This window comes from Pseudomonas sp. Tav-5-1A (assembly GCF_055755055.1).
Genome location: NZ_CM146901.1, coordinates 4,652,204 through 4,667,982 on the forward strand (window position 1 = coordinate 4,652,204; position 15,779 = coordinate 4,667,982).

Consider the following 15,779-nt stretch of genomic DNA (forward strand, 5'->3'; position numbering starts at 1 on the left):
CTACGCACCCCCAATGCTTTTCAGGATCGACTGGAGCTGCTTCAGCTTCTCCAGCGATTCGGCATTACCTTCACGCTCGGCTTCGACCGAGAGCGCGACTTCCTCGATGCGGCCGGCCAACTTGCGCAGGCGGTTGCCGAGCTCGTCTGCCAAGCTGACGACCTCGCCCGACAGCAAAGCCAGCGCATCCAGGGCGCCGACCTGCGGCTTCTTGATCGACACGGCGGTGTCATTGGCTACTTTCGGCATAGCCGGCTCCTTCTTGGATTTTGGGGAAAACGCATCACGCTGAAACTTGCCGCCGACCGGCTCACGAATGATCCCGGCCTCCTTGAGCTCGCCCAGGGCGCGGCGCACCGCATAGCTCGACACGGTGGTGGAGTTCGCAGCCATAGCGGCAGAGTGGATGTCGTGGGTGCTCCAGCTGTCCTGGATTGGGACGTGCTGGAACACCTTGCGGGCGATTGACGATTGGCCGGCCAGCAGCTGCGCGACGCGGGATTCAGACATGGTCATGCAGCACCCCGCTCAGATTTCAATTCAGCGAGCGCGACACGGAGCTTGCGCTTACGCAGGTAGGTATCGACCCGGTCAGCCTGGGCCTTCTTGCGCCGAGCTTTCTCGGCTGCGGCTTTGCCCTTCTTGATCTCAGCCCGAACCGCTTCAAGCTTTTGGCTGATGCCTGGCGAGGCCGGGCGAACATCGCCATTGAGGAGGCCAGCGATAGCCAGGCCGTCCTGGGTGATCGCCGTCGGTGCAATCGCCATGTCTTCCAGGTAAAGCGCCGCCCGCTCAGGCGGCATGAGATTCAGGCGCACGGCGGTTTCAATCGCCACGGCGCGGCCTTGTGGGTCTTGGCCGAGCGACACAGACCAGTTCACTGCTTTGGCCTCGGTACGCGCCAGGGTAACCAGACGCTCGTAGGCGCTCATGAACGCCATCCGGGCACCCACCTTGTCCCGGGCCTCGAAGATCGCGGCTGCAGCGTTCATGGCTGCACGGATCTCCTCGGTAAGCACCACGGTCTCGCGCTCGTCGAACGCAGCCATGGCGATCCCCCATGCCTCATCCTTGCCTGGCCGGCCATCCGCCGCCTGAGCGTGCTTCAGGATGGCCGAGACAGTCAGACGCCCGCCTTCCATGCGGCAGTTGCGCAGGGCTGCAGTCAGCGCGGGCTCGTCGTGGTCGCGCAGGTCTTCGACCATGAGCAGGGCTGCCGCCTGGGTGAGTTGCTGCCCCATCGCCTCTGCCGTCGCGAACAGAGCGAGCAGCAGGCGGTCTTGCTGATCGTCATTCAGCATGGCCGGCTGCCCTCTTCGCTCGCAGCGCTTCCAGCGCCTGCTCGGCAGCGCTGAAATTGGCCTGGGTCTGTTCGATCTGGCGGGCAGTGGTCCCGGTCATCTGGCGATTGGTGACCCATTGGGTGTGATAAGCCTCGGCGTTCTGGAGCAGGTCGCCCAGGCTGTGCAGACGGTTGACCAGCTTGCTGTCGTTGATCCTGACGAAGTAAGCGGCGACGTGGTGGGCAACGTCGATGCCGAGCCGGTCTACCAGCTGGCCAATCTGGCCGCCAGCCTTGGCGTTCCAAACCGGCCAAGCCCCGTGACGGCTGCGGTACGCCATGGCGTAGTTGGCCCAGGCCTTGAAGGTTTTGCAGGACTGGTCTTTCGGGCCAGGCATATCGGCGGGGATTTCGCAGCGAGGTTGCTGCGGGACGAATTGGACAATCTGCCCGGTCGCGACCGAGGCGCCAGCCTGGGGCGCAGTTGGTTCAGTGACCGGTTCATTGACCGATTCAAAAGAGTGACTGGTTCTGGGTGAATCTGCTGCACTACCCCCTGGTGCAGGAGATTCACTAGGGGGTGAACCAGTAGCACTACCCTGGTGAATCTCTTTCACTACCCCTGGTGCAGGAGGTGCACCACCATCCAAGGTCAGGTAGTACACGTTGGAGGAATTACCCTTCGGGCCGCCTTTCCGGATTTCTTTGCGAAGCAGGCCAGATGCGCACAGAGCGGCGATATGGCTCATAACCGAGCGCTTGCTGATTTCGCACTGATCAGCGATGTGCTGATACGACGGCCAGCACTCGCCCAGGTCGCTGGCGTTGTCGGCCAGCTTGATCAGGACCAGCTTGCGGAGGGGATTGCCGACGCGAAGCTTCATCGCGGCAACCATAAGACCCATACTCATGGAGCGCTCCGAATATTCAGGTTGTACTGAGCCCACAGGCCAGCCACCCAGGTCACGCCCTTCGGGGTAAATTTGGTCTGGTTGAAGGCGTGACCGCTTTCGCTGGTGCCGGTCTTCACGTCAAAGCGGCCGGCGTCGATGTGGCCGCTGTAGGCCTGCCACTCGCCGCCCATGCGGTACATGATCTTTTTGTCGATCAGGAACTCACGGAAGCGAGCCTCATTGGCCCCAAGGAGCTTGGCGGTTTGGCGGAAGCCCTTCAGGCCGGTGGAGTCGACGTATTTGTCGACGAATTCAACCTTCGGAGCTGCGCTGGCCAGAGCTTGGTTGGCGGCCTGCTGAAGTTCGAACTGCTCGGCCCAGGCACGAGCAGCGGCTGCAGGATTGGAGAAATCAGGTAGCGTGGCCAGAACCCGAGGCCTGAGCTGCTCCTCCAGGTTTGTGAGATGGTCGTACACCGCTGCTTGAAGCTCATAGCTATACGACATGGCCATCAAGCACGACTCACGCTTTGGGAACACGTAGGAGGGATTAGCTTTGCCATTTGAGGCGATGTAGTAGGAGGAAAACTTTCCTGCTACCAAATCCTTCACCTTGATCACTTTCGGCACTTTTTTGAGGAAGTCCGAATGCTCGACCTTGGCGAATTCCTTTGATGGAAACTTAGCGCCGGAGGCCATCGCCTGGTCTTCACGGTGGCGATTAATGAAATCGACCAGCTCCAGGCTGGTCATCGAAATGGCCCGCGCCACGTTTTCGTAACTGCCGTTTCGTGGCGCGGGCTGGGTATTGATCGCTTGGTTCTGTGTGTGCATACTTACCTCACTCGTTACAGCATCAAGCCGGGCCGCAATCCCGGCTTTTTTGTGTCCGAAATTCAGGCTGCCTTAACCGAAGCAGCCATCACGTCCAGGCTCTGGCGTACGTGGTCGATCTCGACCTTGATCTGCGCCTTCTCGAAAGAGCTGACGTGGTTGTCCTCCAGCGCGCTATGCACTGCGATGGTCAGGTCGGCCACTTCTTTTCCAACATTGATCAGCGAGGCCGTTAGCGCCTGCGGCTGGGGAGCGGCACGAGCGACCAGGCTGAAACCGAACGCATCCGCCAGGGCCGCCAGCGGGCGCATATCGCCGGTGTGCAACAGGACGCCGAACAGGTGCTCGATAGTCAGGTGGTGCGCTTCGTTGTCGGGGTTGGCACGCTGCAGCAGGCCCACATGGGGAACGCCCATCTTTGCCGCCAGCGCTTTGGCTTCGTTGTCGAGAACAGCGGCCTGGCAAGCCCTCAGGAAATCTTCCATTCGTAAAACCTCACTTCTGTTTCCGTGGTGGCCTTGGGCCTACTCGCCGAAAATGTGCCTACTGAAACTGATCAGGGGTGTGTCCCATGACCGAGCAATACGAACTGAAGGGCGAGATCGCCGCCCTCTGCTGCTTCATGGCCGCCGTAGCGTCCATCCTTCCGTTGTCTTGCCAGCTCAGGCTGTGGCCGGCGTTCGAGCAGCGCGCAGAGGCGATGCGGAAGCGATTGGGGCCTGAGGTGCTGCGAGGCTTCGAGGAAGCGACGGTGTCGCTCAGTTCGAAGCGCCAGGGTGGCGGTTAAGCGGCGCTTGCCGCAGGTTGCCGAGCAGCGCAAAGCTCCTTGGCGGTGATGGCCCCGCCGGTCAGCTCTTCCGCCTTGAAAGCTTTCTGAGCGCTCATGGAGTGAATCCCGGAGACCCAGTACGAAACGGCTGCTTGCGTGCAGCCCAGCGCCAACGCTGTTTTGGTTTGCCCGCCGAAGAAGTCAACGAGCCGTTCGATAGGGGTCATGATGAGCCCTCCTGATAAGCACGCTTATATCGTAAGTAGAAGGACACTTATTTGCAAGCGCATAAGGTGACTTATAAATTGTCGGGCATGAAAACACTTGCCGAACGCATCAAAATCGCCCGCCAGCACGCCAAGCTGACTCAAAAAGCTTTGGCGTCGAAGGTGGGTGTTGAGCAGCCTGTGATCTCCCAGTTGGAGACCGGGAAGAACCTGCAGAGCGCGCATCTTCCGAAGATCGCCCACGTATGCGGCGTGAGCGCCATATGGCTGTCGGATGAGATTGGGCCGATGGTGGCCGGAGAGCCTGCGACTGATGCCAACGTGACCATGGCCACCCAGCCGAACATGATGTTCCGATACCCGGTGATTAGCTGGGTAGAGGCTGGCGATTGGTCAGAGGCTGTCGAGCCATATCCGCCGGGCTTCGGGGATGCCTACGAGCTATCCGACTATGACTCAAAGGGCCAGGCTTTCTGGCTGAAAGTCCGCGGCGACTCTATGACCGCGCCGACCGGCACTAGCATTCCAGAGGGGATGATGATCCTGGTGGACACCGAGGCTGATATCCAGCCAGGCAAGCTGGTAGTGGCCAAGCTGCCGGCCAGCAACGAGGCCACGTTCAAGAAGCTGGTGGAGGATGGTGGCGTACGCTATCTGCGCCCACTGAACCCGGACTACAAGATGATCGAGTGCGGGGAAGAGTGCCGAATCATTGGTGTGGCCGTAAGAGTCATGGGAAAGCTGTAAAAAACACAGGGAGCTGCCAAGGATGGAGGAAAGTGCAATTGCACCCCCATGGGATTCGGCGGGACTTATTCAACACTTCAAGTTCGTTGCGACAATGCAGTTGCGCACGCCGCTACGCATACTGCAGCGCCACAATGACACCCATTGGGATAGATCCTCGCCACCGCCTCGCCTGGTTACTGCAGCTTGGCAAGGCATTTGGATTCCATGCACACGGCTTTCTGGCCTGTTCGACCATGGTGCTACGATGGCATCTGAGATCGGCCAGATTCCAGCGAGCGGCGGAGATTTTCTACGATTTCTCCTTCTGGTCCGGGGCGCTGCAGAAGGAGCCGCTACGAAGAAATATGCAGCAGCTTTGGAGGTCGCCACCCGCGCGGAATGGGCGCAGATAGCCGACAAGTTGGGAGGCCCCAAGGCTTTGGCGATGCGCCTGACCAAAGCAAAGGCTGGCTAAGCGGTAACAGGATAAAGCCGGAAGGCTATTGCGAAGGAGCGAAAAATGACAGTCGTTCGATTCAGCTATCGAGATGCAAAAGGCGAGGTCACTGAGCGTGAGCTGGTGCAATGGTCGGAGAATTCTATCTATCTCCAAGGAAGATCACCATCCGATACCTTCCCAAAAACCTACCGTAAAGACCGGATCATCGAATTTTTGTTTGGCGCTGACCTTTTGCTTCATGACGCGGCACCACCAGCGCCGGAGATGCGCCCAAAACCAAGCGCCATCGAAGTCTCGCCAGTAGCCTCAAAAGATTATGTGCCCGCTCCTGCAGTACTGACCCAGAATCAGATACTTTTTACTGGCTTCGCTGCCTCGCTGCGCGCCGAACTGGAAGAAAAGGCTGCGGCCCATGGACTTAAAGTGATGAAAACGGCCGGCAAGACCCTGACCTTCCTTTGCTACGGGGAGAATGCCGGGCCAACTAAGGTTGAGAAGGCTCAACGAGCTGGCGCTTTCATCATTGACTCGGATCAATTTCTTCACCTGGTTCAAACAGGCGAATTGCCCTAACCCATCAATGAATGGCGATTGCATCAGAATTTTTCTTCACAGATAAGGAGGTAGGCCAGTGCGAGGCTTCGGCACGATAGTTCTCATTGTTGGCATTATTTGGGTAGTTGTCGCCGCCAGCTCAGATGTGTCAGTAGCAACTGGTATGGGTGGGCGCGTGAACAATCTTGGCCTGATGGCGGATCGCTCGAATCACACCACGATCGGGGGCATCATCGCCATCGCGGGCCTGCTGATGGTAATCTTTGGCGGCAAGAAGTCTAACCCCGCCAGCGCCATACCCGTCGCCCAGGATGACGCGCGCCCCTGCCCCCTCTGCGCAGAGCCTATCAAGCATGCCGCAATCCGTTGCAAGCATTGCGGCGCCGAGGTGGAGGCTGCGGAGCGCGAGCTCGAGCCCCAGTTCCGGTTTGGCTGGGTGGCCAGGGTTATTTGTTCGGACCAAGAGGCACGGGATCGCGCGACACGGAAAATCAATGGTGCTGGACTTCCAGTGGTTGAAATGCTAAAGGTCGGCGGCATTGGAGCTGGAGCGTTCGCCAAGAAGTCAGACGCCCAACAAGCTGCTCAGATCCTTGAGCAGATCGGAATGAAGACGACCGTGATGTATCGCGACAGCACAAGCGGCGATTACGCTTGAGCTGACCAACTAAATGGATGCCCGCCTAGCGCGGGCATTTTTTTGCCTTTTTTACATGTAACTGTATGAAAGGTTTACACATCCATGCGGATGGATCCCTTCTCCTATTGCCAAAATGTTTCAGTCAAAATACTGTATGCACATACAGTCATTACATGGAGGCTGACATGAATCAATCCCTATCCCCTACCCTGCCTAATCCAGATTCCTACGAACGCCTAGGCCGTCGCGTCCAGCGCGTGATCTCTGACCCTAAGGTTCAGAAGGTCCAAGTCGTGACCGTTACGCGCCTTGCTGGGGAGAGCCCTGATGATTGGCGCCGCCTGATGGATGAGATCTCGCAAACCGCTGGCATCCGAGTACACCAGGGGGAGGATGGCAGTGCCAGGATAGGTTGGCGAGAGTACTTCGACGCTTAAAGAAAGCCCGCCACCGAGCGGGCTTTTTTATCACCACGATAAAATTTTATAAGCATGCTTATTGACGGCCATAGATAAGCAGGCTTATATTTACCTCAACGCCAGCGACAAGGGCGCCAGGGACTCAAGAGTCCTGCCGCTCTTTAACAGCCAGCGCAACAAATCCAACAGACCGCATTGCCTCTACCGGCGACCGGCGATCAGACAGCCCCGAAAGGCTGCCCACGACAGGGAGAACCCTGTACGGCTGACGAAGGTGAAACGCCTAAACCGAGAGAACGACCCGGGCATGCAATGCGCCCCGCCACCCTGGCGGTAATGAGGGGAGACACCGATTCGAATTAGCGCCCCGAGCTTCGGCATTGAGGGGCGACGGACCTCATGCACCCTGCCCCACACAGCCGGGCAAACGAGCTGCAGCGTGCATGTTGTAAGGACCTGCGATCCATGGCGAACAGATTCTGATTGACGCCACAGGGAGGAAGCTCACCGCCCAAACCAACGACGACTCACGGCCTGCAATCAGCAGCGGGCACGGGGCGGCGCCAGTGCCGAGGACTGGATGACAGCCGGGAATAGACCGGCACCCGATTTCACTGGCAGCCCTTCTCGCGAGGGGTTGACGGGAAATCATCCCAAAGAAGGAAACGCAGCATGAGCAACTTCAGCGCCGGCCAGACAGTGGTCATCACCAACCCGCGCGGCACCGAGAAGGCGGGTAAGTACGTAGGAACGCAGGACCTGGGCAGTCGCCGAGGTGGCGGCCTGTACCTGGTGGTTGATGTAGAGGGCAAACAGCTCCGGGCCCGCCCGAGCAAAGTGCGGGCCGCCTGACGGCGATTTACTGAAGCGCCTGGGCGACCGGGCGCTTTGGAAATCCACCGGGAGAAACACCATGTACCTGATGATTTTTGAAGACGGCGAGATGAAGTCTGCTGAGGAAGTTGGCAGTGACGATCTGAACGCGGCTGACAGCGGCTGCATTGACCTGGTGGACATCACCGACCCGCACAATCCCACGCGCTACATCAGCGGCGAGTGGCTTGCGGTTGAGGATGTGAACGACTGATTAGCCCGTAGGCATTCGCAAGAGTGCCCATCGGTAGAGCGCCTGAGTACCGTCGGCCAGCGCGAGAGCAACGGCCTGGCAAACGTCATGCAGGCGCTCTACCGATGCATATGAATGCGCAGGCTGATGCGCAAGTGTAAGACCTGATGGTAGGCGGGAATGGCTGGACGAAACATTGTTGAGTAAGCGCCCAATAGTCCAGCGCCAAGGCCAAGAAACAGGGACCGAAACCTTCGCCCCGGTGAAACTCCGGTGTCAACTAGGTTCCTGATAGTCATGCCGGGATCAGCTCCGGTCATCTGCATCACCCCTTCCCTTTCTAGACCGCATTGGCAGGTGCCAGGCCACCATTCACGGTGGGTTTGGTCACCCGCGCCTGGTATCTGACCAATGCGGTCCACGCCCTGGAGGCGAGCATGAGCTACGAGATTATCGTGGAGGAATATGTCCTCCAGGTTGAAATCACACACCTTGAAAACCTCCCAGCCCGACCTGGTACCTGGGACAGCGATTGGGACTGCCAAGGCAGTCGTGAGCTGGAATTCAAGATTACCTCGGCCGCTACCTACAACAACGACGGCAAGCGCGTCGTGGTGACGGATGTGAGCTTGGTCGCCAAGTTTCATGCATCCGCGATTGAGACTGCTCTTTGGCATGAAATCGATAGCCTCGAACGGCGCCGGAGAGTGGCGTGAGCCGCGCGGCCAAGGCTGAGCGCTTCATCAACAAGATCCTCAGCGAATATCCCAATTCGATATACCCGGCCATGACCGAGGCCGCGGCCCAATCCGCTATCGAGCTCGCCTATCACCTGGGCGATATCGGTGACAAAAGCTACGACGACTTCAACCAACGTCTGCGGCGGATGACCGACCGCAAAGGAGTTGCGGCATGAGTACAGCACCAGTCAGAACGCTGATCGACGAACAGCTCGACGATATCGAGCGCCGCATCGCCATCCTGGGCTTCGGCCTGCCCTTCAACGAGGTCATCGGGCAGCCGCGGGAGAAGCGCGTGTGCGATCTGAAGCGCCGCCTGGCGCCCAGTATGAAAGGCCGCCGGATTGCTGTGAGGGTTCGGCCGTGAGCTTCTACGAGGATAACGTCGACGATGGCAGCCACTGCATGTCTTGCTGCCAGCCCATCGGTGATAGCTGCGGCTACCCACGGGCTTGTGGTGAGTGCGGCGGTGAATCTGAAGGGGCAAACGCTCAAGGGCACAAAAAGCGCGTGAAAGCCAAGGCCATGGCCCGATTTCAAGCATGGCTGGGCAATACCGGCATCGAGCACACGAAGCACAACAACGGCTTCCATGTCGTGCTCAGGCTTCCCGATGGTCGCATGATCGACTGCTGGCCCAGCACCCGGAAGTGGCAGTTGCGCGGGCAGAAGATCAGCCGTAGCGGGCAAGCGCTTCACGAGCTGGTGCGCCAATCGCTGAGGCCGTGGTCATGACCGCCCGCCAGCGCGCCAAGCGCATCGCCTTCTGGCGCGGCTCCTTCATCACCCTGACTCTGTGCACGCTCTGGCTGATCGCCAGCGCCTACGCAGACCGCATTGCTTCGTGAGGTGACCATGATCGCCCTCCTCTGGTTCTGCTACGCCTACAACGTCAAGTAACCCCCTTCCCCTATCTATCGCAGCGCCCCGCATGGAGCGCGAGGATTTGCCGTGAGCGCATTAATCAAGCAGGCCGAGCATCTGCCGGCCGTATCCGAAGAAACGCTGGTCCAGGTGCTCAGCGGCAGCCTCTACCCTGGCGCCGCGCACAACTCTGTCGTCATGGTGCTGGCCTACTGCAAGGCCGCCCAGCTCGACCCGATGCTGAAGCCGGTGCACATCGTTCCTATCTACCAGAAAGGTCGCGGGATGATCGACACGGTGATGCCTGGCATCGGCCTGTATCGCATCCAGGCTGCACGCACCGGCCAGTACGCCGGGATCAGCGAGCCTGAATACGGCCCTCCAATCACCGCGACCCTGGGCGGCGTCGAGGTCACTTACCCCGAGTGGTGCCGAGTGACCGTGAAGCGCCAGATGAGCAATGGCCTGGTCGCCGAGTACACCGCCAACGAGCGGTGGCTGGAGAACTACGCCACGTCCAGCAAGGACACTGCAGCGCCCAACGCCATGTGGAAGAAACGTTCCTACGCCCAACTCGCGAAGTGCGCCGAGGCCCAGGCGCTGCGCAAGGCTTTCCCAGAAGTCGGATCGGCGCCTACCGCCGACGAGATGGAAGGCAAGGTCTTCGACGAGGGGCCACGCGAGGTGCAGGCGCAGCGCCAGCCAGATCCGGCGCCGGAGCCTGACCCACTTGAGGCCTACCCGGACGCAAAGCTGCAGGAAAACATCCCGAAATGGCGGGTCGCAGTCGAGGCCGGACGGTCTTCGCCTGAGCACCTCATCGCCACCATCAGCAGCAAGTATTCGCTCACACCTGAGCAAATCAACGCTATCAACCAGCTCAAGCCCATTGAAGGGGAAGCCGCATGAAAATTCACAACGTGACCCAGGGCTCGGCGGAATGGCACGCCCTGCGCGCCAGCTACAACACCGCCTCAGAGGCCCCGGCCATGATGGGCGCGTCGAAGTACCAGTCGCGCACTGAGCTGCTGAATGCCAAGAAAACCGGCATCGTGCCGGATGTCACCGCCCAGCAGCAGCGAATCTTCGACCGTGGCCACGCCACCGAAGCGCTGGCCCGCCCGCTGGCCGAGGCGCTCATCGGCGAAGACTTGTTCCCTATCGTGGCCACCGAAGGCAGCCTGCTGGCCTCCATGGACGGCGCGACGATGCTTGGCGAAACACTGTTCGAGCACAAGCTGTGGAATGAAGGCCTGGTCACCCAGGTGCGCGCCGGCGAGCTGGAGCCCCACTACTACTGGCAGCTCGAGCAGCAATTGCTGGTCGGTGCGGCAGAGCGTGTGATCTTTGTCTGCTCGGACGGTACCCCGGAAAACTTCGTTCACATGGAATACCGAGCTGTTCCGGGCCGCGCCGAGCAATTGATTGAGGGATGGAAGCAGTTCGAACAGGATCTCGCCAACCACCAGGTCGTAGAGGTAGTTGCAGAGGTCGTCGGCACGGCGCCGGAAAGCCTTCCAGCGCTGCGCATCGAAGTAACCGGCATGGTTACCGCCAGCAACCTCGAGCAGTTCAAGGCGCACTCCCTGGCCGTAATCGGCGCCATCAACACCGATCTGCAGACCGACCAGCACTTCGCTGACGCGGACAAGACGGTCAAATGGTGCGGGGAAGCAGAATCACGGCTGGCTGCCGCGAAGCAGCATGCGCTCAGCCAAACTGAGTCGATTGACCTGCTGTTCCGCACCATCGACCAGATCAGCGAGCAAGTCCGAGCCAAGCGCCTGGAGCTCGAAAAGCTGGTCAAGGCCCGCAAGGTCGCCATCCGCGACGAGATCGTGATTACCGCGGCAAAGGCCCTGCACGAGCACATCGAGAAGATCAACGGCTCGTTTGCCGGCAAGGTACGCATGCCAGCAGTGCCGGCTGACTTCGCCGGCGTCATCAAGGGTAAGAAGGGCATCAAAGGCCTGCGCGACGCAGCAGACACCGAACTGGCCCGCGCCAAGATCGAGGCCAGCCAGATTGGCGACAGCATCCGCGCCAATCTGCAGAGCCTGGACACGCTGGCGAAAGACCACCTGTTCCTGTTCAACGACGTCCAGCAACTGGTCATGAAGGCCAATGACGACCTGGGCGCTCTGATCAAAGTGCGCATCGGCGAGCACCAGAAGGCTGAAGAAGCGCGGCTGGAAAAGCAACGCGAGGCGATTCGGCAGGAAGAGGCAGCGAAGCTCGCTGCTGCAGCGGTGGCTGCAACGCCTGCGCCTACGCCGGCAGTCGTACCGGACCCGGTCAAGCCGGCGACCTCGTCAGTGCGCCAGGTCGCGCCGTCGCCGAAGGTAGCACCGAAGCTAACAAAGCTCGAAGCCCGGGTAACCGACTTGGAAGCGTTGGTGCAGGCCGTTGCGGCCGGCCAAGTGCCCATCGCCGTACTGACCGTCAACTGGGGTGCTCTCGACGCCATCGTGGAGGCGAAAGGCGCCGAGTTCAGCATGCCGGGGGTAACCCTGGAGCAGGTGGCCGCATGATCAGTCTCGAACTCAACAGCGTCCGCGCAAAGGACGCCGACCGCGCCTGGCTTGCCAAACTGATGGCGCAGAACGAAGCCAAGGTCGTCCAGGTGCTGCCGGTGGATAGCCGCAGCACCGACATCGACACCGCCTTCAACGGGCGCACTCAGGCCGGGAAGAGCATTGCGCTCTGCCCCTCCCTGGAGGCCAAGGTAGCGGCCAGCGCCGAATCCATGACCATCACCGAGGCAGTGCACGCCTTCCACCTAAGCGTGAAGGACCTGGAGCGCATGGCGGCCCGGGGCGGCTTCAAGTTCAAGCGCGGGTACACCACCAACCCTTCCTACAAGGATGGCGACAAGGCCCTGGTGGAACGCATCTGCGCGCTGAGGGATGTGGGCCTCAATAGGGCCCAGGCCCGTAACCAGATCGGCATGAGCTACGAGAAATTCCACCGCCTGCTCAGCGAGTACGCCATCAACTTCCCCAAGGTGCCCCTGGGCCAGCGAAACAAGAAGGTGAAGGCGTGAACAGGCGCGAGGACATCGACCCCGTGTACTACGAGGGTCGATCGGGCCGCCAGGACCACACCAGCAAATACGCCTGCCCGTTCGGCTACCTGACCCGCAAGTGGGCCTGGTGGACTGCGGGCTGGAACGACATGGACATGGAATTACAGCTTGAAGCCCAAGAACAGAGCGCAGCAACGGCGGCGCACGATGCAGATTCACTTGCCGCCTAGCGACCTCAAACCTCAGGAGCAACCACAATGCCTACCCCTACCGACACCGCCGAATTTTTGGAAGAACTGAACGGCGGCGCTTTCGCCAGCCAGATCGGGCATGCCCTGTCCGAAGTCGCAGCCGGGGTCGTCGACCACGGCAAGGCCGGCAAACTTGTAATCACCTTGGACTTCAGTCAAATCGGTGAATCCAGCCAAGTGAAGATCAAGCACAAGCTCGACTACAAGGTGCCCACCAAGCGTGGCACCCGTAGCGAGAACACTACCCTGGATACGCCGATGCACGTCGGCGCCGGCGGCAAGATCTCGCTGTTCGCCGAGAAGCACGACCAGTTATTCACCCGCGAGCAAGCCCCCATCGTTCCGCGCACTTGAACCCTCCCCGCACAAGGATCTGACGCATGTCCCTGACCAAAGAAGCTATCCAACTGATCACCGACACCGCACTTGAGGCGTCCGGCAAGCAGCTCAACACCCAGACTCCAACCGTGGTGCTGCCTGAGAGCTGCCAGGTGGTCAACCTGGAGAAGTGGCAGGCCGGCCGCAGCCGCTTCCGTGGCATCTACTCCACTCACTCGCTCGCCGACTTCAGCGCCTACGTTGCGGCCCGGGCTATCCCCGCCGCCAAAGGCTTCATCGACCAGGACGAAATGACCTGCACCCTGCTGTTCAACTTGGGCGATGACGCCAACCCCGGCCACGCGGATGACCGCGCAGTGCTGAAATTGAAGCCATCGGCTGGCTACAAGGCGGCCCAGGCCATCGGCGGCCGTGCGATGTCGCAGAAAGAGCTGAGCGACTGGATCGAGGATTGGCACCAGTACCTGACGCCGGTCGACGATGCCGGCAACCCGGTGGCGGTGGCCAAGGCCATCGCTGCTGTGCGCACCATCACCATCAAGGCCACCAGCGAGTCGGAAACGAACGTCACCGAGACCAGCGCCAGCCGTAGCGCGATGGACCAGATCGAAGCGCGCAGCAAGGAAACCCTGCCTGCGGCCCTGCTCTTCAACGTGATCCCGTTCGAAGGCTTAACCGAGCAGCAGATCCAGCTGCGCGTGTCGGTGATCACCAGCGGCTCACAACCGGTGTTGAAGCTGCGCTGGCTGGGTGAGGAAGTTCAGCGGGAAGACATCGCGCAGGAGTTCAAGACGGTGCTGCAGACGCAGATCGGTAGTAGCGCCGCCTTAGCCCTTGGTGCCTTTGACCCAAAATAAAAACGGAGGCGCCCCGATATTTCGGGGCGACACCCCTATTAATTAAGGTGCGTTCCCGTACCCATCGGTGAATGAGGTCGATATCACTTCTATCGGAGCCTCCGACACAAAAGTCAAGTAATAACTCACCCCTTTTTTTAAGTCCGGGCCAGTAAACGACCTATGAAAATTTTTCCCATCAGAGCTGTTACTCGTATTATTTAGCGTCAAACCATATACCGCTGGCACCCTAAGATCTCCGGAAGCTCCGATTCGTTCTGTGACACCTTGATAACCAGTCGTAACAACTTGGACAGACGCTCCGGATATCGGCGAAAGATTGCTCGTAAACTCTAGCACTAGCTGATATAGGCCATCACTGCCGAGCCCGAGGTCGTGAGCATTAACCACGGCGTTGGAATACGGCTCAAGCTTGCGGGTTTTGGGTTTGGCCAAAATCCCTGAAATTAGCTCGTCGCACGCTTCATCGAATTTTTTGTTAGTGAAATCCGCGTAAAGTCTTTCCCGAAGGAAAAACGGAACCTTGCAAGGTTCAAATAACACGGGAATCACAAAGTTTGTCCCAAGCCCCTTCTCTTGCGCGATATCCATGACAAGCCCGCCATTAAGTTCCTTTTCAACCCAGGGCGATTCTATAGACGCAGTAGAGAGAAAGATTACTAATCTATCTGAACTTTCCACCCCTTCAGAGATTTTTTTAATTAACGAGTCACCTGGAACCATCTCCCATTCATCCAGCCAGACGGTAAATCCTTTTGACTCTAAGTACTTTCCCACATGCCGAACATTGGGCTTATCTTTTCCGGTGTGGCTTAGAAAAATTTTCATAACGCTCCTTGTTCCGGCCCCATGCCGGTCACCTGATATAACCCACCACCAATCAAATTGCCACCATCCGGCCACGGAGGGCGGCGCAGTCAAGTGGGGCGGTCTATCACCTGGCGCGCCTGGGCCTTGATGGCGGTCACTGCATCAGCTTTCAACTTCCAGGGCCCCTCGACAACGGCGATCCGGCGCTCTTCACCAGATGCAGTAGAAAGCCACGCTTGGGCCCTTTCCACAGACTCATCGTGCCCTATTACGTACGCAAACCGGACCCTCGCCTTCCCGTAGGTAAAGAGGTTAGGTTGATCTTTATCAGGCACAAAATCCATTGATTGAGCTCCCGGAGCCGGCGATTGGAAAAAGGCATTACGCGCATGAAGTGGCTTTGATTTTCACCACGAGGAGATTAGGGGTCTTCGCTCCCTCGGGCGCATGGTCCGAGATAGCCGCGACAATCTCCCCACGAATCGTAGAGCCTGCAGCCAGCGCTACATCGAGAAGCCCGTAGCCAGCGGGTTCACGCAAGTACTGGTATTGGCCTTCTCGGAGGACCAGCTTGTAAATGCCTGTGTCTTCGGTGCTCTCAAGAAACACAGGGACGTCGCTCTGCAAGATGTCGTACGCGACCAATCCAGAGCCATCACCCACTGTCAGCCTAGTGATTATGACAGGACTCATTCCCCACCTCCTTGATAGGCCCGCGCCGTTCGATATCTATAGTAGGTGGAGCACCAAAACGCCATCATCCTTTCGAATGGTCCGCGCTCAGGGTTGCACAGAGTCTAGCCCGGCCTTGTTTGTGGATGAGCCCTACAAGACTTTGCCCCCGAAGGCATGCAGCGCTCGCTATGAGGCAACCGCACCAGCTCAACACATGGGGTAACTGAAAAAAGTTCCTCACTACGTACTCAAGGACACCTGGGCCATACAGCGAAGCCAGAACAAAGGTGCCTCCCAATGGGATGGCGCAGAGGCAAAGCAGGCCCGCCCCGACGATGCTGAGTA

Annotated in this window: 25 protein-coding genes; 18 read left to right on the forward strand and 7 right to left on the reverse strand. The window is 59.3% G+C overall.

Annotation, left to right across the window (positions count from 1 at the left end):
- The 5 genes from AC0J42_RS21135 to AC0J42_RS21155 all read right to left on the reverse strand — a co-directional run bounded on the left by AC0J42_RS21135 (position 1) and on the right by AC0J42_RS21155 (position 3,493).
- Entirely contained in the window at positions 1-516 is a 516-nt protein-coding gene (locus tag AC0J42_RS21135; protein WP_473003588.1) for a hypothetical protein, read from the reverse strand.
- Complete coding sequence (locus AC0J42_RS21140) at positions 513-1,301, reverse strand: hypothetical protein (RefSeq protein WP_473003590.1); 789 nt, start codon at positions 1,299-1,301, stop codon at positions 513-515. Before AC0J42_RS21140 ends, AC0J42_RS21135 begins: the two co-directional genes overlap by 4 nt.
- The gene (locus AC0J42_RS21145; RefSeq protein ID WP_473003591.1) at positions 1,291-2,193 is read right to left on the reverse strand and encodes a helix-turn-helix domain-containing protein; all 903 of its coding nucleotides are present in this window, start codon (positions 2,191-2,193) and stop codon (positions 1,291-1,293) included. The genes AC0J42_RS21140 and AC0J42_RS21145 overlap by 11 nt, the downstream gene beginning before the upstream one ends.
- Entirely contained in the window at positions 2,190-3,008 is an 819-nt protein-coding gene (locus tag AC0J42_RS21150) for a phage antirepressor KilAC domain-containing protein (protein WP_473003592.1), read from the reverse strand. Before AC0J42_RS21150 ends, AC0J42_RS21145 begins: the two co-directional genes overlap by 4 nt.
- 62 nt (positions 3,009-3,070) lie before the next feature.
- Positions 3,071-3,493, reverse strand: a complete 423-nt coding sequence (locus AC0J42_RS21155) for a phage regulatory CII family protein (protein WP_473003594.1) — start codon at positions 3,491-3,493, stop codon at positions 3,071-3,073.
- 86 nt (positions 3,494-3,579) lie between these two features.
- Here AC0J42_RS21155 and AC0J42_RS21160 point away from each other — a divergent pair, with 86 nt between their 5' ends.
- On the forward strand, positions 3,580-3,795 hold the full coding sequence (locus tag AC0J42_RS21160; RefSeq protein ID WP_473003596.1) for a hypothetical protein: 216 nt from the start codon (positions 3,580-3,582) through the stop codon (positions 3,793-3,795).
- Here AC0J42_RS21160 and AC0J42_RS21165 read toward each other — a convergent pair.
- Entirely contained in the window at positions 3,792-4,004 is a 213-nt protein-coding gene (locus tag AC0J42_RS21165; protein ID WP_473003597.1) for a Cro/CI family transcriptional regulator, read from the reverse strand. The genes AC0J42_RS21160 and AC0J42_RS21165 overlap by 4 nt on opposite strands.
- Positions 4,005-4,055: 51 nt before the next feature.
- On the opposite strand from AC0J42_RS21165, the gene AC0J42_RS21170 reads away from it, so the two are divergent.
- The 17 genes from AC0J42_RS21170 (at position 4,056) to AC0J42_RS21250 (ending at position 13,949) form a co-directional block, all read left to right on the forward strand.
- Positions 4,056-4,751 (forward strand): LexA family protein, encoded by a 696-nt coding sequence (locus AC0J42_RS21170; RefSeq protein ID WP_473003599.1) that lies wholly within the window; start codon positions 4,056-4,058, stop codon positions 4,749-4,751.
- Between the two features lie 247 nt (positions 4,752-4,998).
- Positions 4,999-5,208 carry a hypothetical protein gene (locus AC0J42_RS21175; protein WP_473003601.1) on the forward strand — a complete coding sequence of 70 codons (210 nt, stop codon included), beginning with the start codon at positions 4,999-5,001 and terminating at the stop codon, positions 5,206-5,208.
- Between the two features lie 45 nt (positions 5,209-5,253).
- Positions 5,254-5,766 (forward strand): BRCT domain-containing protein, encoded by a 513-nt coding sequence (locus tag AC0J42_RS21180; protein ID WP_473003603.1) that lies wholly within the window; start codon positions 5,254-5,256, stop codon positions 5,764-5,766.
- Positions 5,767-5,824: 58 nt separating this feature from the next.
- Positions 5,825-6,406 (forward strand): hypothetical protein, encoded by a 582-nt coding sequence (locus AC0J42_RS21185; RefSeq protein ID WP_473003605.1) that lies wholly within the window; start codon positions 5,825-5,827, stop codon positions 6,404-6,406.
- A gap of 167 nt (positions 6,407-6,573) precedes the next feature.
- Positions 6,574-6,825: a DUF1654 domain-containing protein gene (locus AC0J42_RS21190; RefSeq protein WP_473003608.1), complete on the forward strand. Its 252-nt coding sequence runs from the start codon at positions 6,574-6,576 to the stop codon at positions 6,823-6,825.
- Positions 6,826-7,479: 654 nt separating this feature from the next.
- Positions 7,480-7,659, forward strand: coding sequence for a hypothetical protein (locus tag AC0J42_RS21195; protein WP_473003610.1), 180 nt, complete (start codon positions 7,480-7,482; stop codon positions 7,657-7,659).
- Between the two features lie 61 nt (positions 7,660-7,720).
- The gene (locus tag AC0J42_RS21200; protein WP_473003613.1) at positions 7,721-7,894 is read left to right on the forward strand and encodes a hypothetical protein; all 174 of its coding nucleotides are present in this window, start codon (positions 7,721-7,723) and stop codon (positions 7,892-7,894) included.
- A 416-nt stretch (positions 7,895-8,310) separates the two neighbouring features.
- Positions 8,311-8,589: a hypothetical protein gene (locus AC0J42_RS21205; protein ID WP_473003615.1), complete on the forward strand. Its 279-nt coding sequence runs from the start codon at positions 8,311-8,313 to the stop codon at positions 8,587-8,589.
- Positions 8,586-8,789, forward strand: coding sequence for a hypothetical protein (locus AC0J42_RS21210; RefSeq protein ID WP_473003617.1), 204 nt, complete (start codon positions 8,586-8,588; stop codon positions 8,787-8,789). The genes AC0J42_RS21205 and AC0J42_RS21210 overlap by 4 nt, the downstream gene beginning before the upstream one ends.
- Positions 8,786-8,980 carry a hypothetical protein gene (locus tag AC0J42_RS21215; protein ID WP_473003620.1) on the forward strand — a complete coding sequence of 65 codons (195 nt, stop codon included), beginning with the start codon at positions 8,786-8,788 and terminating at the stop codon, positions 8,978-8,980. The genes AC0J42_RS21210 and AC0J42_RS21215 overlap by 4 nt, the downstream gene beginning before the upstream one ends.
- Positions 8,977-9,348 carry a hypothetical protein gene (locus AC0J42_RS21220; protein ID WP_473003621.1) on the forward strand — a complete coding sequence of 124 codons (372 nt, stop codon included), beginning with the start codon at positions 8,977-8,979 and terminating at the stop codon, positions 9,346-9,348. Before AC0J42_RS21215 ends, AC0J42_RS21220 begins: the two co-directional genes overlap by 4 nt.
- 228 nt (positions 9,349-9,576) lie before the next feature.
- Positions 9,577-10,386: a phage recombination protein Bet gene (gene bet, locus AC0J42_RS21225; RefSeq protein ID WP_473006890.1), complete on the forward strand. Its 810-nt coding sequence runs from the start codon at positions 9,577-9,579 to the stop codon at positions 10,384-10,386.
- A complete protein-coding gene (locus AC0J42_RS21230) occupies positions 10,383-12,008 on the forward strand; it encodes a YqaJ viral recombinase family protein (RefSeq protein WP_473003623.1) in 1,626 nt (541 codons plus the stop codon). The genes bet and AC0J42_RS21230 overlap by 4 nt, the downstream gene beginning before the upstream one ends.
- Positions 12,005-12,520, forward strand: a complete 516-nt coding sequence (locus AC0J42_RS21235) for a hypothetical protein (protein WP_473003625.1) — start codon at positions 12,005-12,007, stop codon at positions 12,518-12,520. Before AC0J42_RS21230 ends, AC0J42_RS21235 begins: the two co-directional genes overlap by 4 nt.
- Positions 12,517-12,732 (forward strand): hypothetical protein, encoded by a 216-nt coding sequence (locus tag AC0J42_RS21240; protein ID WP_473003627.1) that lies wholly within the window; start codon positions 12,517-12,519, stop codon positions 12,730-12,732. Before AC0J42_RS21235 ends, AC0J42_RS21240 begins: the two co-directional genes overlap by 4 nt.
- Before the next feature lie 27 nt (positions 12,733-12,759).
- Entirely contained in the window at positions 12,760-13,107 is a 348-nt protein-coding gene (locus tag AC0J42_RS21245) for a hypothetical protein (protein ID WP_473003628.1), read from the forward strand.
- Between the two features lie 26 nt (positions 13,108-13,133).
- On the forward strand, positions 13,134-13,949 hold the full coding sequence (locus tag AC0J42_RS21250) for a DUF2303 family protein (protein ID WP_473003629.1): 816 nt from the start codon (positions 13,134-13,136) through the stop codon (positions 13,947-13,949).
- A gap of 42 nt (positions 13,950-13,991) precedes the next feature.
- Here the strand turns inward: AC0J42_RS21250 and AC0J42_RS21255 are convergent, their stop codons facing one another.
- A complete protein-coding gene (locus tag AC0J42_RS21255; RefSeq protein ID WP_473003631.1) occupies positions 13,992-14,777 on the reverse strand; it encodes a toll/interleukin-1 receptor domain-containing protein in 786 nt (261 codons plus the stop codon).
- Positions 14,778-15,779 lie beyond the last annotated feature (1,002 nt).

What these genes read in the sequence shown, in the direction of transcription:
- AC0J42_RS21135 (WP_473003588.1), bottom strand. Translation starts at nt 516, where the DNA reads ATGACCATGTCTGAATCCCGCGTCGCGCAGCTGCTGGCCGGCCAATCG.
- AC0J42_RS21140 (WP_473003590.1), bottom strand. Translation starts at nt 1,301, where the DNA reads ATGCTGAATGACGATCAGCAAGACCGCCTGCTGCTCGCTCTGTTCGCG.
- AC0J42_RS21145 (WP_473003591.1), bottom strand. Translation starts at nt 2,193, where the DNA reads ATGAGTATGGGTCTTATGGTTGCCGCGATGAAGCTTCGCGTCGGCAAT.
- AC0J42_RS21150 (WP_473003592.1), bottom strand. Translation starts at nt 3,008, where the DNA reads ATGCACACACAGAACCAAGCGATCAATACCCAGCCCGCGCCACGAAAC.
- AC0J42_RS21155 (WP_473003594.1), bottom strand. Translation starts at nt 3,493, where the DNA reads ATGGAAGATTTCCTGAGGGCTTGCCAGGCCGCTGTTCTCGACAACGAA.
- AC0J42_RS21160 (WP_473003596.1), top strand. Translation starts at nt 3,580, where the DNA reads ATGACCGAGCAATACGAACTGAAGGGCGAGATCGCCGCCCTCTGCTGC.
- AC0J42_RS21165 (WP_473003597.1), bottom strand. Translation starts at nt 4,004, where the DNA reads ATGACCCCTATCGAACGGCTCGTTGACTTCTTCGGCGGGCAAACCAAA.
- AC0J42_RS21175 (WP_473003601.1), top strand. Translation starts at nt 4,999, where the DNA reads ATGGCATCTGAGATCGGCCAGATTCCAGCGAGCGGCGGAGATTTTCTA.
- AC0J42_RS21180 (WP_473003603.1), top strand. Translation starts at nt 5,254, where the DNA reads ATGACAGTCGTTCGATTCAGCTATCGAGATGCAAAAGGCGAGGTCACT.
- AC0J42_RS21190 (WP_473003608.1), top strand. Translation starts at nt 6,574, where the DNA reads ATGAATCAATCCCTATCCCCTACCCTGCCTAATCCAGATTCCTACGAA.
- AC0J42_RS21195 (WP_473003610.1), top strand. Translation starts at nt 7,480, where the DNA reads ATGAGCAACTTCAGCGCCGGCCAGACAGTGGTCATCACCAACCCGCGC.
- AC0J42_RS21200 (WP_473003613.1), top strand. Translation starts at nt 7,721, where the DNA reads ATGTACCTGATGATTTTTGAAGACGGCGAGATGAAGTCTGCTGAGGAA.
- AC0J42_RS21205 (WP_473003615.1), top strand. Translation starts at nt 8,311, where the DNA reads ATGAGCTACGAGATTATCGTGGAGGAATATGTCCTCCAGGTTGAAATC.
- AC0J42_RS21215 (WP_473003620.1), top strand. Translation starts at nt 8,786, where the DNA reads ATGAGTACAGCACCAGTCAGAACGCTGATCGACGAACAGCTCGACGAT.
- AC0J42_RS21230 (WP_473003623.1), top strand. Translation starts at nt 10,383, where the DNA reads ATGAAAATTCACAACGTGACCCAGGGCTCGGCGGAATGGCACGCCCTG.
- AC0J42_RS21235 (WP_473003625.1), top strand. Translation starts at nt 12,005, where the DNA reads ATGATCAGTCTCGAACTCAACAGCGTCCGCGCAAAGGACGCCGACCGC.
- AC0J42_RS21245 (WP_473003628.1), top strand. Translation starts at nt 12,760, where the DNA reads ATGCCTACCCCTACCGACACCGCCGAATTTTTGGAAGAACTGAACGGC.
- AC0J42_RS21250 (WP_473003629.1), top strand. Translation starts at nt 13,134, where the DNA reads ATGTCCCTGACCAAAGAAGCTATCCAACTGATCACCGACACCGCACTT.
- AC0J42_RS21255 (WP_473003631.1), bottom strand. Translation starts at nt 14,777, where the DNA reads ATGAAAATTTTTCTAAGCCACACCGGAAAAGATAAGCCCAATGTTCGG.